Annotated in this window: 13 protein-coding genes and 3 pseudogenes; 7 read left to right on the forward strand and 9 right to left on the reverse strand. The window is 72.6% G+C overall.

The window, feature by feature from the left end; all coding sequences use genetic code 11:
• Positions 1–104: 104 nt before the first annotated feature.
• The 4 genes and pseudogenes from BIV25_RS54055 to BIV25_RS09785 form a co-directional block, all read right to left on the reverse strand.
• Positions 105–992 (reverse strand): FAD-dependent monooxygenase, encoded by an 888-nt coding sequence (locus tag BIV25_RS54055; RefSeq protein ID WP_305729317.1) that lies wholly within the window; start codon positions 990–992, stop codon positions 105–107.
• 229 nt (positions 993–1,221) lie between these two features.
• Positions 1,222–1,356 (reverse strand): annotated as a pseudogene (locus BIV25_RS50305) (NAD(P)/FAD-dependent oxidoreductase); the annotation flags it as partial.
• Positions 1,357–1,514: 158 nt separating this feature from the next.
• Positions 1,515–1,667, reverse strand: a pseudogene (locus tag BIV25_RS52535) (FAD-dependent oxidoreductase); the annotation flags it as partial.
• Positions 1,668–1,679: 12 nt separating this feature from the next.
• Positions 1,680–2,342 (reverse strand): TetR/AcrR family transcriptional regulator, encoded by a 663-nt coding sequence (locus BIV25_RS09785; protein WP_256255702.1) that lies wholly within the window; start codon positions 2,340–2,342, stop codon positions 1,680–1,682.
• A gap of 308 nt (positions 2,343–2,650) precedes the next feature.
• On the opposite strand from BIV25_RS09785, the gene BIV25_RS09790 reads away from it, so the two are divergent.
• The 4 genes and pseudogenes from BIV25_RS09790 (at position 2,651) to BIV25_RS09805 (ending at position 5,384) form a co-directional block, all read left to right on the forward strand.
• Entirely contained in the window at positions 2,651–3,442 is a 792-nt protein-coding gene (locus BIV25_RS09790; RefSeq protein WP_071371811.1) for a VOC family protein, read from the forward strand.
• Positions 3,443–3,876: 434 nt separating this feature from the next.
• Positions 3,877–4,428, forward strand: a pseudogene (locus tag BIV25_RS54275) (DEAD/DEAH box helicase family protein).
• Between the two features lie 3 nt (positions 4,429–4,431).
• On the forward strand, positions 4,432–4,761 hold the full coding sequence (locus BIV25_RS46665) for a hypothetical protein (protein ID WP_079176534.1): 330 nt from the start codon (positions 4,432–4,434) through the stop codon (positions 4,759–4,761).
• A 32-nt stretch (positions 4,762–4,793) separates the two neighbouring features.
• The gene (locus BIV25_RS09805; RefSeq protein ID WP_071371939.1) at positions 4,794–5,384 is read left to right on the forward strand and encodes a YdeI family protein; all 591 of its coding nucleotides are present in this window, start codon (positions 4,794–4,796) and stop codon (positions 5,382–5,384) included.
• A gap of 34 nt (positions 5,385–5,418) precedes the next feature.
• Here the strand turns inward: BIV25_RS09805 and BIV25_RS09810 are convergent, their stop codons facing one another.
• Complete coding sequence (locus BIV25_RS09810) at positions 5,419–6,585, reverse strand: NAD(P)/FAD-dependent oxidoreductase (protein ID WP_071371814.1); 1,167 nt, start codon at positions 6,583–6,585, stop codon at positions 5,419–5,421.
• Between the two features lies 1 nt (position 6,586).
• Positions 6,587–7,057, reverse strand: a complete 471-nt coding sequence (locus BIV25_RS09815) for a hypothetical protein (protein WP_071371815.1) — start codon at positions 7,055–7,057, stop codon at positions 6,587–6,589.
• A 73-nt stretch (positions 7,058–7,130) separates the two neighbouring features.
• Between BIV25_RS09815 and BIV25_RS09820 the strand changes: the two genes are divergently transcribed.
• The 3 genes from BIV25_RS09820 (at position 7,131) to grpE (ending at position 10,646) form a co-directional block, all read left to right on the forward strand.
• The gene (locus BIV25_RS09820; RefSeq protein WP_071371816.1) at positions 7,131–7,724 is read left to right on the forward strand and encodes a PadR family transcriptional regulator; all 594 of its coding nucleotides are present in this window, start codon (positions 7,131–7,133) and stop codon (positions 7,722–7,724) included.
• Positions 7,725–8,064: 340 nt separating this feature from the next.
• Complete coding sequence (gene ggt / locus BIV25_RS09825; RefSeq protein WP_107486047.1) at positions 8,065–9,915, forward strand: gamma-glutamyltransferase; 1,851 nt, start codon at positions 8,065–8,067, stop codon at positions 9,913–9,915.
• Positions 9,916–10,082: 167 nt separating this feature from the next.
• The gene (gene grpE / locus BIV25_RS09830; protein ID WP_071371817.1) at positions 10,083–10,646 is read left to right on the forward strand and encodes a nucleotide exchange factor GrpE; all 564 of its coding nucleotides are present in this window, start codon (positions 10,083–10,085) and stop codon (positions 10,644–10,646) included.
• Here the strand turns inward: grpE and BIV25_RS09835 are convergent.
• The 3 genes from BIV25_RS09835 to BIV25_RS09850 all read right to left on the reverse strand — a co-directional run bounded on the left by BIV25_RS09835 (position 10,612) and on the right by BIV25_RS09850 (position 12,893).
• Positions 10,612–11,115, reverse strand: coding sequence for a hypothetical protein (locus tag BIV25_RS09835; RefSeq protein WP_071371818.1), 504 nt, complete (start codon positions 11,113–11,115; stop codon positions 10,612–10,614). The two genes, grpE and BIV25_RS09835, sit on opposite strands and share 35 nt — an antisense overlap.
• Before the next feature lie 267 nt (positions 11,116–11,382).
• On the reverse strand, positions 11,383–11,787 hold the full coding sequence (locus BIV25_RS50900; RefSeq protein ID WP_071371820.1) for a hypothetical protein: 405 nt from the start codon (positions 11,785–11,787) through the stop codon (positions 11,383–11,385).
• 209 nt (positions 11,788–11,996) lie between these two features.
• A complete protein-coding gene (locus BIV25_RS09850; RefSeq protein ID WP_256255703.1) occupies positions 11,997–12,893 on the reverse strand; it encodes a DUF998 domain-containing protein in 897 nt (298 codons plus the stop codon).
• Positions 12,894–12,935: the final 42 nt, after the last annotated feature.

The raw sequence follows: 12,935 nt of genomic DNA on the forward strand, positions 1-12,935 counted from the left end.
GCGGCGCCGGTCAACGAACCTTATTCTGCTGTCTATTCGCGAAAGCACTCGTGATGTTCTGGATATCAATTATCTGGCCGATGCGTGAGTTGTCGATCAATTGGTCACTCGTCGTGCCGGGCGGCATGGCTTTCCGACGAGCGGCGAGCGAAGAGGTCACCTTCGCTCGCGAGTTCGATCATGTTATCCGAGCGGTGCGGGTGGATTCCGTGAGCGGCGGTTCGAACCACGTCTCCAGCGCTTCGTGCAGACCGTCGCCCGTGGCCCCCCTGCCAGGCGACGTAGCAGTCGGGGCGGAGCAGCATGGCCGTTTCGAGGTGCGGGAGGGTCGCCGTGTCGAGGTGCGGCGCCCAGCGGCCCGCGACGAGGGTGCCGGTGGGGTCCAGGGGGAGGGGGCGGCCGGTGCGGGTGAGTTCGCGCAGCCCCGGGAGGTCCGGTGCCCAGCGGCCGACGAGTAGGCCGGTCGCCGGTCCCATGTCGTACGTGATGTCCGCGCCGGACATCAGCTCCACGATGTGCCGCCGCGTCTCGGGCTGGGCGAGCAGTTCGCCGAACAGTTCGCGCAGGGCGCTGACTTCGCCGCCCGGGCACGTCAGGAGCGACTGGGCCCGGGTGTGCATGGCGACCCGCTGCGCGGCCGGGAGCCGTTCCGACTCGTAGGTCTCCAGCAGCCCCTGCGGTGCGCGGCCGCGCAGTTCCGCGGCCAGCTTCCAGCCGAGGTTCACCGCGTCCTGGAGGCTCAGGTTCAGCCCCGGGCCGCCGATCGCCGCGTGCACGTGTGCGGCGTCCCCGAGGAGGAACCAGCGGCCCGCACGGTATCGGCTCGCGATCCGGGTGTTGGCGCCGGCCAGCCGTCGCATCAGGTGCGGTCCCGGTCCGGTCGGCGGGGCGAGGGGGACGTTCACACCGAGGACCCGGGAGACACTGGCCCGAAGGTCGTCGAGCGAGGCGTCGCCCCCGGCCGGCTGATCCCACTCCGTGGCGCTGATCAACGGATCGCCGCCCGGGAACGGCGTCCAGCTGACCAGGCCGCGTTCCGTGCGCAGATGCCGGAACGGCGGTATGTCCCCGAACCCCGGGACGGACAGGCTGCCGTCGGTCCCGACCGACCCCGGGGGGCACGCTCACATGCCCGCTGCGCGACACCGAGTCGCCCACGGTCACCCCGGGGAACTCGATCCCGGCGAGCTTGCGGACCAGGCTGTGTCCGCCGTCGGCGCCGACCAGGAAGGCCGCCTCCACCGGCTCCCGCCCGCCCAGCTCGACGATCACCGACTTCTCGCGCTGGGTGAGGCCGGTGACCTCATGGCCGAGACGCACCTCGACGCCCAGTTCGGCCGCGCGCTCGGCGAGCATCCGCTCGATCCGGTGCTGGGGCACCGCCAACGTGCAGAGCGGGTGGTTCGGCAGATCGCCCCGGTCGAGCGGGAACGCCCCGAAGACGAAACCGGGCACCGGTCGGGGGGGGCTCCTGGTGTGGTCAGCCGTTCGTAGAGGCCGCGTCGGTCCAGCATGCGGACCACCTGGCCGACGAGGCCGTTCGCGCGGTGCTCGCCGGTCGGTTCGGTGCGGCGTTCCAGGACCAGCGGGCGTGCACCGGCCAGGGCCAGCTCACAGGCCAGCATCAGGCCGTTCGGCCCGGCGCCCGCGACAACGACGTCGATCATGGACAAGTTCCTTTACGGGCAGGGGACATCGGCCCGGGCGCCTGCCGGGCTGTGCGTCCGCAGTGGCTCGTCAGGGGGTGGGCAGGCCCGCCGTGAGCTGTGCGAGAGCATCCGCGAGCAGCGGCCCGAGGGGGGCGGCGGATCGGTGCGGAGATGGTGGGCCATGGCGGTGTTCGTCGCGGCCATGACCGCGGACGCGACGAGGTGCGGGTACAGATCCCGCTTCGGATCGGTGCCGGTCCGGTCGGCGACGGCTGCCGCGATCTCGGCTTCGGCGACGGCCCCGGCCCGCAGCATCTCGCCTCGCAGCGCCGGTTCCGCGAGCATCATGCGCACGCCCGCCACCCACTGCGCGGCGTCGGCGACCGGGTGTGCGGCGGCAGCCGTGTCGGGCGCGAACTGTGTCAGCACCGCGCGGGTGATCGCGTCCCACAGCGGTCCCTCCGGGTCTTCGCGCAGCACGTCCGCCACGCGCAGACACCGGTCGAGGTGGCGGGCGACGATTGCCTCGCCCTTGCCGGAGGAGTAGTTGTTGAACGTGCGAGGCGAGACTCCGGCGGCCTCCGCGATGTCCTCGACCCTGACGTTGTCGAGCCCGCGCTCGACGGTCAGCCTCAGCGCCGCCCAACTGAGCGCGGCACGCGTCTCGGCCTTCTTCCGCTCTCGCAACCCCATGGAACGACGACAGCAAAATCTGTGTGCTACGCAAAGATGCCCACTCAGCAAAGATGCGCATGACACAAGATTGAGCCGGAGCGGCCCGGACCGCTCGACGCAGCGGCGCGTCAACGCCCCGCACGCATCGATGCCGCGAACGGGCGACGTAGCCCTGCCATCGGACGGGAAGTCATTTCGCGCGACTGTTCCACGGCCGGACATCAGCAGCGGACCTCCGGCCGCGGGCGGTGTGTCAGACGGCGGGTCGCGGTCCGACGTACGGGTGTCCGACCGGGCACCCCGGCAGAAAGAGTGGGAAGTGGCACATGCCGGAAGTCACCATTGCCTACGCGAGCGGGGCCCCGTGCTGGGTCGATCTGATGACGAACGACCAGTTGGCCGCGCTGGACTTCTACCGCGACCTGTTCGGCTGGCAGGGGCAGGCCGGGCTGGCCGAGTCCGGCGGATACGCGGTCTGCGAGCTGGGCGGCAAGGCCGTGGCCGGTATCGCCCCGGCCCCTCCCCCGGTCTCGGTCGCTGAGGGGACATCGGCTCGGCCCGCCCTGTGGATCAGCTACCTGGCCACCGCCGACGCCGAGGCCACCCAGGACGCGATCACCGCCGCCGGCGGCACCCTGCTCATCCCGGTGATGGACGGCGGCGCGCTCGGACGGATGCTGCTCGCCCGTGACCCGCAGGGCGCGGTGTTCGGGGTCTGGCAGCCCGGCGAGTTCTCGGGCGCGCAGGTGGTCGACGAGCCCGGTGCGCTCGTCCGGAGCGAACTGCACACCGGCGATGTCCGCGGCGCCACGCGCTTCTACCAGGAGGTGTTCGGCATCGGCATCGAACGGGCGCCGGGGACCGTGTCACGCTGGGACCTCCAGGCCGGTGGGCGGACCGTCGCCAGCGTCACGCTGCTCGACGGCGACCCGCCGCACACTCCGGCACATTGGCTGACCTGCTTCGCCGTCGACGACGTCGACTCGACGGTGGACGCCCTGGTCAAGCGGGACGGCACCGTCCGCACCGCACCGTTCGACACGCCCGCCGGCCGGATGAGCGTGGTCCGCGACCCACAGGGCGCCCTGCTGGCCCTGCTCAAGCCGCCGGCGCCGTAGCCGGGTCGGCAGGTACGGCCGTCGTCGGGCTCGCCGGGATCGTCGCCGCAGGGCACGCCGACGGCGCGGAGCCGGCCAAGGATCCCGTCGAAGGCCAGGTGCTGACCGACCGGATTCCCGACGGACGTGAAGTCGGCGTCAGCCCTCGGTGACCCGCACCGGTAGGCATGCTCCGCCTCCCGGATGCCGGTCGGCCGGGACAGGACGCCGTGCAGGAAGACGTCTGCGAGGTCGCCGTCCACCGACTCGCCATCGCCCGACGGCCTGCCGCCACCCCCAGGAAGACCAGCGCGGCACTCCAGCAACGTCCGTGTCGCACCCGGCCCGGTACGGCCGTTGGATCAGGCTGCCTGGCATCGGACGGCACCCGTCGCCATGGAGTGTCCGGGGATCCGGTGGCGCCGGCAGTCGCCTCGAACAGCAGGCCCAGGGAGATGGCAGTACGGGCGCTTCGTCCGCACCAGCGTGAGGCGGTGGACGCGGTGCCGCGTGCACTGGAGGTGCCGGCCGGGGCCACGGTGCCGGAGCGCGGGCTCAGGACGCAGGTCGTCATGGCGACCGGGTCCGGCAAGACGCTGGTCGCGGTGCGCGGTGCGGAGGAACTGCGGGCGGGCCGGGTGCTGGTCCTCGTCCCCTCGCTGGACCTGCTGGCGCAGACCGAGGCGGCGTGACGCGAGGGCGGGCGCCTCGGGAAGATCACCTTCTGGACGCTGACGGCCGGCTTCCACCTCACCTTCCTCGTCCAGCACTGGCTCGGTGCCGAGGGCATGCCCCGCCGGTACGCCGACTACCTGGCCGCCGACGGCTTCACGAGCGTGTCGATACCGACGCCCCTGGGCTACGGCCGTTCCCCGGAGTGGGCCACCTCCTGCCCTCCCCCGCGCCACAACTTCGTCCCGCTGTCCCGTATCCGCTCCGAGTCGCCTGCGTTCGACCTGCGTCACCCGGAGATCGCCGTACTCGAACTCGACGGGTCGGCGAGGTAGGTCATGCCCCAAGCCGTTCTCGCCCTGGGCGCCACGACCGTGACCGCCTCCGGCTGTGTCTGGTACCTGCCGGCCCGCGCCGACCTGCGTGCGGGAGCCGATCGGCCCGTCTCCCGGCGCACGCCGCGGGCGTGCTGCTCACGGCCTGCCCGCGGATCGGTGCGGCGGTGGCACGGCGGACCGGGTCACGCGAAGCCACCTGCCGGTGGGGCGAGTTGGGCCAGACACCCTTCGCCACCGCCCGACCGCTCCCGGTACGTCATGACCGCCCTCTTCGGCACCGCGCTGGTGGCCGCCACCGTGGCCGCGCTCCTCAAGCTGCCGGGTCGTTGACCCGGTCCCGGCCATGGCCTTTCATGGCGGTCATGTCTGAGGGATCACACAGAGCGGCGGATCCGGTCCTCTTCTTCGCCACGCAGGAGGGGTGGGAGCGGTGGCTGGAGGAGCACCACGCGGACGTGCCGGGCATCTGGTTCACGATTCCGAGGAGCGGATCGGGGATCGACGGCGTCGATTATGCGACGGCGCTGGAGTCGGCGCTCTGCTTCGGGTGGATCGACGGACAGAAGCGGAGGCTGGACGAGCGGCACTGGCTCCAGCGCTTCACCCCGCGGCGCCCGGGCAGCAGGTGGTCGCAGACCAACCGCGCCAGGGCGACCGCTCTGATCGAGCAGGGCCGGATGCGGCCCGCCGGGCTGCGCGAGGTGGAGCGGGCCAGGGCGGACGGCCGGTGGGAGGCGGCGTATCCGGGGCAGAGCAGGGCGACGGTGCCCGACGACCTCCGGGCCGCCCTGGACGCGGTGCCGGCGGCCCGCGACTTCTTCGCCACCCTGGACGGCCACAACCGGTACGCGATCCTGCACCGGGTCGAGGCCGCCAAGAAGCCGCAGACCAGAGCCGCCCGCATCGAGAAATTCGTCGCCATGCTGGCCGAGGGGAAGAAGATCCACCCCTGAGCCTGCCGGGGCACTGCGCTCACCGGTCCGGTCCTCACGCGGCGACGGGGTCGTCCCAGCGGATCCGGTGGTCGTACTGCCAGGCCGACTTCTCGGGTGTGGCGAGGCGGGCGAACAGGGGCAGGAGTGCGTCCCGGAACACCCGGCCCACGGGACCGGCCGCCTTTCCGCTGTTGGTACGGGCGGCCTGGGCGATGACGCGTTCGACCCGGGCACGGCGGCAGCCCTCGTAGGCGGCGAAGGCCTCGGGGTGGGGCAGGTCCCGCAGCGCACGGGCGAGTTCGACGGCGCTCTCGGCGGCGAGGGAGACGCCCTGGCCGGAGCTGGGAGAGGTGGCGTGGGCGGAGTCGCCCACGAGCACCATGCGGCCGCGATGCCACTGCGGGACGTGCGGGAGGTCCTCCATGGGACCGGTGGTGATCAGTTGCTCGGGCCGGGTGCGCCGCAGCAGGTCCAGGGCGGGCACGCTGTCCTGGGCGAAGGCCTCGCCCAGCCGGCGCAGCCACTCCTCGTTCGATGTCTGCCCGACCTCCTTCCACGTCAGGTAGGGGTGTGGCAGGTTGGCGAACCAGACGCCGGTGCCGTCGGCGAAGGTCTGGTAGCCGAAGAAGGCCCGCCGGCCGAAGGCCATGTACATGCGGTCGCCGGTGGGCGGCAGTCCGGCGCCGTCGACGCGGGCGCCGAAGCCGAGGAGTCCCGAGTAGCGCGGTGGGGGAGCCGCCGGATCGATCAGCCGGCGCACGGTGGAGCGCAGACCGTCCGCACCGATCAGGATGTCGGCCTCCTCGCTGGTGGTGCCGTCGGCGAAGACGGCCCGGATGCCGGTGCCGCTCTCACGGACGTCGACCAGTCGGTGCCCGTGGTGGACCTGGACGTCGTGCTCCCGGGCGAGGTCGTAGAGCCGCCGGTACAGGTCGGTGCGCCAGCTGAACTGCATGGGCTGACGGATCTCGGTGATCACCCGGCCCTTGTGGTTCTGGAGCACGATGGCGTTCATCGGCGCGCCGATCCGGTCGAGTCCGACCAGCCCGAGGGCGGCCCGGCCGTTGGGGGCGACGCCCAGGCCGCCGCCGATGCCGTCGGCGGTGCCGGTGTGGGACTCGTGCACGGTGGCCTCGATCCCGGCCCGGCGCAGCGCGAGGGCTGCGACCGGGCCGGCGATGCCGCCGCCCACGACGATCGCGGTGCGGGTGCGGGTCATGTCAGTGGGTCCTCTCGCGGGTGGGGTCGTCGACGGTGGGCAGGTCGCCGTCGCGGTGGGCGCGGCGCAGGTCGTTCAGGTAGGCCCGGGAGCACATGGCGGTGAGCTGGGCGGTTCCGCCGCGGCGGATGCGGAGCTCGCCGTCGCCGACCGCTCCGGTCAGCAGCAGCCGGACCGGACCGGTGCCGGGTTCCGTGTCCTTCACCCGGCCGCGGCCCGAGAAGGCGAGGTCCCAGCTGTCCACGGCCACGGCGCCGGGCAGCAGCAGGGTGAGGGTGGCGGAGGTGAGGTCGAGCCGCACGGCGACCGGCTCGTCCCAGCTGATCCGCGGGGAGCGGAGGTCCAGGACGACGGTGGCGCGGCGGGCGCGCACGTCGAACTCGGTGGCCTCGGTCCAGTGTCCGAGGTGCTTCACGGTGGCGTGGTCCGCGTGGATGCGCTCGGCGGACTTGAGCGGGGTCGCTGTCGTCATGCATTGATAGTTGCAGTGAAACTAGTGTCACGTCAACTAGTTCAGATGAGATCGCTTCAGGTAGGCTCCAGACATGCGCAGCTCCCCTCTCGGCCTCACCGTCCTCTCGCTCCTGCACATGCAGCCGCTGCACCCGTACGGCATCCAGCGGCTGATCAAGCAGTGGGGGAAGGACCAGGTCGTCAACGTCAGCCAGCGGGCGAGCCTGTACCGGACCATCGACCGGCTGCTCGACGCGGGGCTGATCGCCGTGCGCGAGACCAGCCGCGATCAGCAGTACCCGGAACGCACGGTCTACGAGGTGACCGACGCGGGCCGTACGACGACGCGCGAGTGGCTGCGGGAGATGCTGGCCGCGTCGCGGACGGAGTACCCGGAGTTCCCCGCCGCGCTCTCCTTCGCCATGATGCTGCTGCCCCAGGAGGTCGAGGCCGACCTGTCCGCGCGCGCCGGCCAAGTACGGACGCAGCTGGCCGAGTTGGCATCGGCGGCCGAGGGTGCGCGCGAACTGTCGCTGCCGCGGGTCACGATGCTGGAGGACGAGTACCGCCGGGCCGTCCTGACCGCGGAGCTCGACTGGCTCGACGCGGTCACGGCCGACCTCCGCTCGGGCGCACTGACCTGGGACTTCGAAGCGCTGGCGGCACTGGCCCGGGGCTCGGCCTGAGCCGTTCGACCCGTCCGGCCTCGACGCGTGACCATACCGGGACCGCACGGATGCCGCGGCGCCTCACCGGGCCGGCGCAGTCGGCGCTCACCTCGCATGGCCCACCTCGCCGGCGCGGGTGGAGCCGCGGGATCCTGAGCTTCGACGAACAGGGTCTTCAATCCCCTTCCGCTCATTCCTCCTTCACTTCCGCCACACCGCCTTACCCCGGGAAACCTCAGATCTTCCGCAAACCTTGATCAACACGGTTGCCCGGCCCGGAGCTGTTTGCCAGGGTTTCGCGCACCCCCCACCTCCCCGTCATCGACCCCCTCCCAGGAGGGGCGAATCCGGAGGACCTGTGACGACCCGTCGTACCGTGGTGACCGCCGCATCAGCGGCTCTGTTCACTCTCCCCCTGCTCCCCCACACTGCCGCCGCCTCGTCCTCCACCGCGCGGCGGGAGCCGTCGCCCGGTCCCGGGGCACCCGCGAAGCAGGCCGTCGCCGTCGGCAGCGGAGGGGCCGTCTCCAGCGTCAACGCGTACGCCACGCAGGTCGGTATCGACGTGCTGCGGCGTGGCGGCAACGCCGTCGACGCGGCCGTCGCCACCGCCGCCGCACTCGGTGTCGTCGAGCCGTACTCGGCAGGTGTCGGAGGGGGCGGCTACTTCGTCTACCACGACGCCCGCACCGGCGCGATCCACACCATCGACGGCCGGGAGACCGGCCCGGCCCGCATGCGCTCCGACTCCTTCGTGGATCCCTCCACCGGCAAGGCGATCCCGTTCGACGAGGCCGTCAACTCCGGCCTGTCCGTGGGCATTCCGGGCACCCCCGCGACCTGGCAGCGGGCCCTCGACGCCTGGGGCACCCTCTCGCTGGCCCAGGCCCTTCGCCCGGCGACCCGGATCGCGGACGACGGCTTCGTGGTCAGCGACCAGTTCCGGGCCCAGACCGAGATGAACGAGGACCGCTTCCGCGACTTCACCCCGACCGCGCAGCTGTTCCTGCCGAACGGCCAACTGCCCGTCGTCGGTTCCCTGTTCCGCAACCCGGACCTGGCCCGCACCTACCGGGAGCTGGCCCGGGCCGGAGTGGCCGCGATGTACCTCGGCGGCATCGGGCGTGACGTGGTGCGCACCGTCCAGAACCCGCCGGTGGCCCAGGGTTCCACGCGTACCGTGCGCCCGGGGCTGATGGAACGCTCGGACCTCGCCGCCTACCGGGCGATCCTGCGGGAGCCGACCCACACGACCTACCACGGCCTGGACGTCTACTCCATGGCACCGTCCTCCTCCGGCGGCACCACGGTCGGCGAGGCGCTGAACATCCTGGAGACCCTCCACCTGTCGCCGGCCGACACGGTGCAGGCGCTGCACGACTATCTGGAGGCCGGCCGGATCGCGTTCGCGGACCGCAACCGCTGGGTGGGCGACCCGGCGTTCTTCGACGTCCCGGCCAAGGAGCTGATGTCGAAGGAGTACGCCAAGGACCGCGCCTGTCTGATCCGCCCCACCACGTCGCTGACCAGCCCCGTCGCCCCGGGCGACCCGCGCAACCCGACGGGCTGCACGACACCGGGCAGGGGCAGCCTGGAGCCGTACGAGGGGCCGTCGACCACCCACCTGGTGGCCTCCGACCGCTGGGGCAACGTCGTCTCCTACACGCTGACGATCGAGCAGACCGGCGGCTCGGCCATCACCGTTCCCGGCCGCGGCTTCCTGCTCAACAACGAGTTGACCGACTTCGACTTCACACCTGTCCAGGCGGGTGTGCCGGACCCGAACCTGCCGGGCCCGGGCAAGCGGCCGCGCAGCAGCATGTCGCCGACGATCGTGCTGCGCGACGGCAGGCCCGTGATCGCCGTGGGCTCGCCCGGCGGCGCCACCATCATCACCACCGTCCTCCAGACCCTCGTCAACCGCCTCGACCTCGGCATGAGCCTGCCGGAAGCGGTCGCCGCACCGCGCATCTCGCAGCGCAACAGCACCGCGACCGAGGCCGAGCCCGCCTTCCTCGACTCCCCCGAACGCCGCGCCCTCGAAGCCCTCGGTGAACACTTCGTGCTCGCCCCCGCGGCCTTCACCCCGTCACCCGAGATCGGCGCGGTCGCCGCGCTGGAGTTCGGATCCCGTGGCAAGGTCACGGCGGTGGCCGAGCCGAAGCGGCGCGGCGGCGGCTCGGCGATGGTGGTCCACCCGGCCTCCTGACGCCTCACCGGGACCGGGAGCCGTCACACCCTTTTCCCCGGAGTCAGGACACAGGGCGAGGGGCATCGGGGGACAGGCTTCCGGGACCGCGAGCGCGCCGGCCTTGACATGAAAGGGTCCGCGTTCTATCCAGGCTGTGAGGAACGTGATCCGGAGGTGACCCGACGATGGAGCGGGGCCGGTTGCCGGACCCGGATCCCGCCCGGCTGCACGGCCTGCTGGAGGAGCGCACGGCCGACCTGCAGCGGGTGAAGGCCGAGTACGACAACTACCGCAAGCGGGTGCACCGGGACCGGCTGGCCGTGGGCGAGGCCGCCCTGGCCAACGTCCTGCGCGCCCTGCTGCCCGTCCTGGACGCGGTCGACCGCGCCTGCGCGCACGAGACCATGACACCGGGGCTGCGGGACATCGCCGACGCCCTGCGAACACAGCTGGGATCCCTGGGAGTCGAGGCGTTCGGCGCCGAGGGCGAGCCCTTCGACCCGGTGTGCCACGACGCGCTCACCCATCACGTGTCCCGGGACACGGACCGACCGATCTGTACGAAGATCCTGCGCACCGGGTACCTCCACGGCGCCCGGCTGCTCCGTCCGGCCGCCGTGGAGGTCACCGGGCCGCCGCCAACGAGAGACCCGCTCGAGCCCGGTCGAGGGGAGCTTCGGTCCGGCGCCACAGCGGACGGCGACCGCCCGGGCCTCACGTCCGCGGGGCGTGACCATCCACGCCGTTGACGGCTTCCTGGTGCGCGGGGAGTTCCCGGCGGGCGGCCTCGGGCGGTGCGGGAGGCCGTTCGGCGGGCACGGGGAGCGGCTGGCGCCAGGGCGTGGAGGCATCGAGCAGCGGCGCGGCCCGGCGCAGCCTGCGCGCCACGGCCTCACCGTCCCACCCGTCCTTCGCGGATACGGCGAGCAGGCAGAACGGAGCAGACGGACCCAGCTCGACGCAGACCACGGGGCTGCCGGGCCGCACCGCCACGAAGTCCCGCCCTCCCTGGTGAGCGCGCGTGCCGAGGCACAGGACGCCGGGGATGCGGAGGCCGCCGTGCTGCACCCCGCGCAGGGCCCGCCACCAGTTCCCTTCGACCGTCACCCGCCGCACCGCGGCCAGCGGCACCCGCACGTCCCCGTGCCGTACGGCCACCCGCTCCCACCAGAGCGGCCGGACGACCAGCTCACCACCGTCGACAAGGATGCGTGCCATCGTCAGCGCCTCCCTTCCATCGTCCCTCACCAGGGGCGGAGTGGGGCTGCGCCCGGGGCGCGGCTGCGCGCACACCGGCCGGGGCGACAGGACGTGGCCATGATGCGCGCCACCGGCTCCCGGTACTCGTGGTCGCCGGTGCGGACGACGTCTGCACTCCCCTCGCGGACGCCGAGGCCATCCACCGGCTCGTCCCCCACGCACCCCTGCCTGGCGCAGCGCAACCCGACCGCTTCGACGCCGTCGGCGCGCCTGCCGACCGAGCCCTCACAGCGGCTGGCCGGGCGCTGCACGCCGGACTGGAAGATGTCGCCGGCGGCCAGCCCCCGGTCCTCGCCCCGGCCTCGACACCTCGGTACGGTGTGCGGCGAGTGCCGCCTGCCTCTGTGCCGCGAACCGTCGGACGTCCATCGTGTGGGTGATGGCCGCGCGCGGGCCGAAGGCGGTCCGCAGCGCCTCCGCGTCGTACCGGAACGGGATCCTCCGCAGGCGGACCAGTCCGACCGGACGGTCCACCCCTCGCGCGGCGGCGTCGTAGCTGAGGAGCAGGTACGCGTCCTCCTCACGCAGGACGGCGGCCAGCCGCTCAGCGGCCTCTTCCGGGTCCGCCCGCACGAAACGTGTCCGCTGTCCGTGGTAGCCGAGGTGCACCACGCCTGCCACGCCCAGCACGGCCGCACTCGCCCGGAGTTTGCCGAGGCGCGGTGCCTCACCCTCCGGCCCATGAGACCGTCCGTGGCGACCACGAGGACCACGCGGTGCCCCTCGGCCGCGGCCCGCGCGAAGTGCCGCCGGTCACGAGCACCTCGTCGTCCGGATGCGCGTGAAAAGCCCGTACCGTCGCCTTGGCCGCACCCTGGACCACCGCGCTCATCGGGCAGCTACTGTCCGTCCCGGATACGACCGCGCCGGCCACCGGGGTCCGAAGGGGGCCGGGGCGCGCGGGACGGACGAGACCGGCGGTCGGGAGTCGCGTAGCCGTGGGCCCGCGCGGGCGGCGCGTCGGGAAGCGGCGGGGGAAGAGGTCGGGCGCCGGCGAGGGCGGCCTGCACGCCATCGCGGCCACCACGGCCGGGGCCCCGGCCGGGATCTCTCTCGCGGCGCCCCGGCTGCGAGCCCGCACGGCGGGCCTCGACGGCGAGGAGGACGAACCAGACGGCGACGCTCACGAGGTGGATGCGCTGGGCAATGCCCTGGCCTCCGGGATGCCCCAGATAGGGGCCGACGGTGGCGATCGCCGACGCCATCGACACCGGCATCAGATACGGCACCCACCGGCCTGCGACCGGTCCCCGACGGCCGGGGACAGGGCGTCCACGTCCCAGGACAGGACGGCGCACCGCAAGGCCGAACAATGCCATGGACATGAACAGCGCGCATTCGACGAGACCGCTGGTGGTGGTGTGCTGGAAGTTGTCCGGCGGGCAGCCGTGCTCCACCGACGGCGCACATCCCATCGGCAGCAGCACGTCGAGGACGGAGCAGCCGCCGAAGACCCCGACGGCGCTCCAGCCTGCCAGCGCCAGGCCCCATGGCACGGCACGCGCGGCCAGCGCGGCAGCGGCGATCAGTATGGCGGCGCAGAACAGTTCGACGGTGCCGAACAGCAGCCGGTGCGGCTGATCCGCCGCGAAGGTCTCGCTGACGTAGGAGCTGGCCTGGGGCAGGCCGGTGGTCACGAAGAACTGCAGCAACCAGTCGTTGTAGAGAACGGCGGCGACGCACAGCAGCACCGACGCGACCGTCGAAGCCGCGCCCCGCGCCGGACCCCTTGTCACATGAACCAATTCCGTCGGTCTCGCACCGGTGCCGTTGCCGTC

It is taken from the genome of Streptomyces sp. MUSC 14, assembly GCF_001866675.1.
In the GTDB taxonomy this organism is placed as follows: Bacteria; Actinomycetota; Actinomycetes; order Streptomycetales; family Streptomycetaceae; genus Streptomyces.

Bases quoted from the DNA above. Each gene is read 5' to 3' on its own strand.
- BIV25_RS09785 (WP_256255702.1), bottom strand. From the start codon at position 2,342: ATGGGGTTGCGAGAGCGGAAGAAGGCCGAGACGCGTGCCGCGCTCAGT.
- BIV25_RS09790 (WP_071371811.1), top strand. From the start codon at position 2,651: ATGCCGGAAGTCACCATTGCCTACGCGAGCGGGGCCCCGTGCTGGGTC.
- BIV25_RS46665 (WP_079176534.1), top strand. From the start codon at position 4,432: ATGCCCCAAGCCGTTCTCGCCCTGGGCGCCACGACCGTGACCGCCTCC.
- BIV25_RS09805 (WP_071371939.1), top strand. From the start codon at position 4,794: ATGTCTGAGGGATCACACAGAGCGGCGGATCCGGTCCTCTTCTTCGCC.
- BIV25_RS09810 (WP_071371814.1), bottom strand. From the start codon at position 6,585: ATGACCCGCACCCGCACCGCGATCGTCGTGGGCGGCGGCATCGCCGGC.
- BIV25_RS09815 (WP_071371815.1), bottom strand. From the start codon at position 7,057: ATGACGACAGCGACCCCGCTCAAGTCCGCCGAGCGCATCCACGCGGAC.
- BIV25_RS09820 (WP_071371816.1), top strand. From the start codon at position 7,131: ATGCGCAGCTCCCCTCTCGGCCTCACCGTCCTCTCGCTCCTGCACATG.
- grpE (WP_071371817.1), top strand. From the start codon at position 10,083: ATGGAGCGGGGCCGGTTGCCGGACCCGGATCCCGCCCGGCTGCACGGC.
- BIV25_RS09835 (WP_071371818.1), bottom strand. From the start codon at position 11,115: ATGGCACGCATCCTTGTCGACGGTGGTGAGCTGGTCGTCCGGCCGCTC.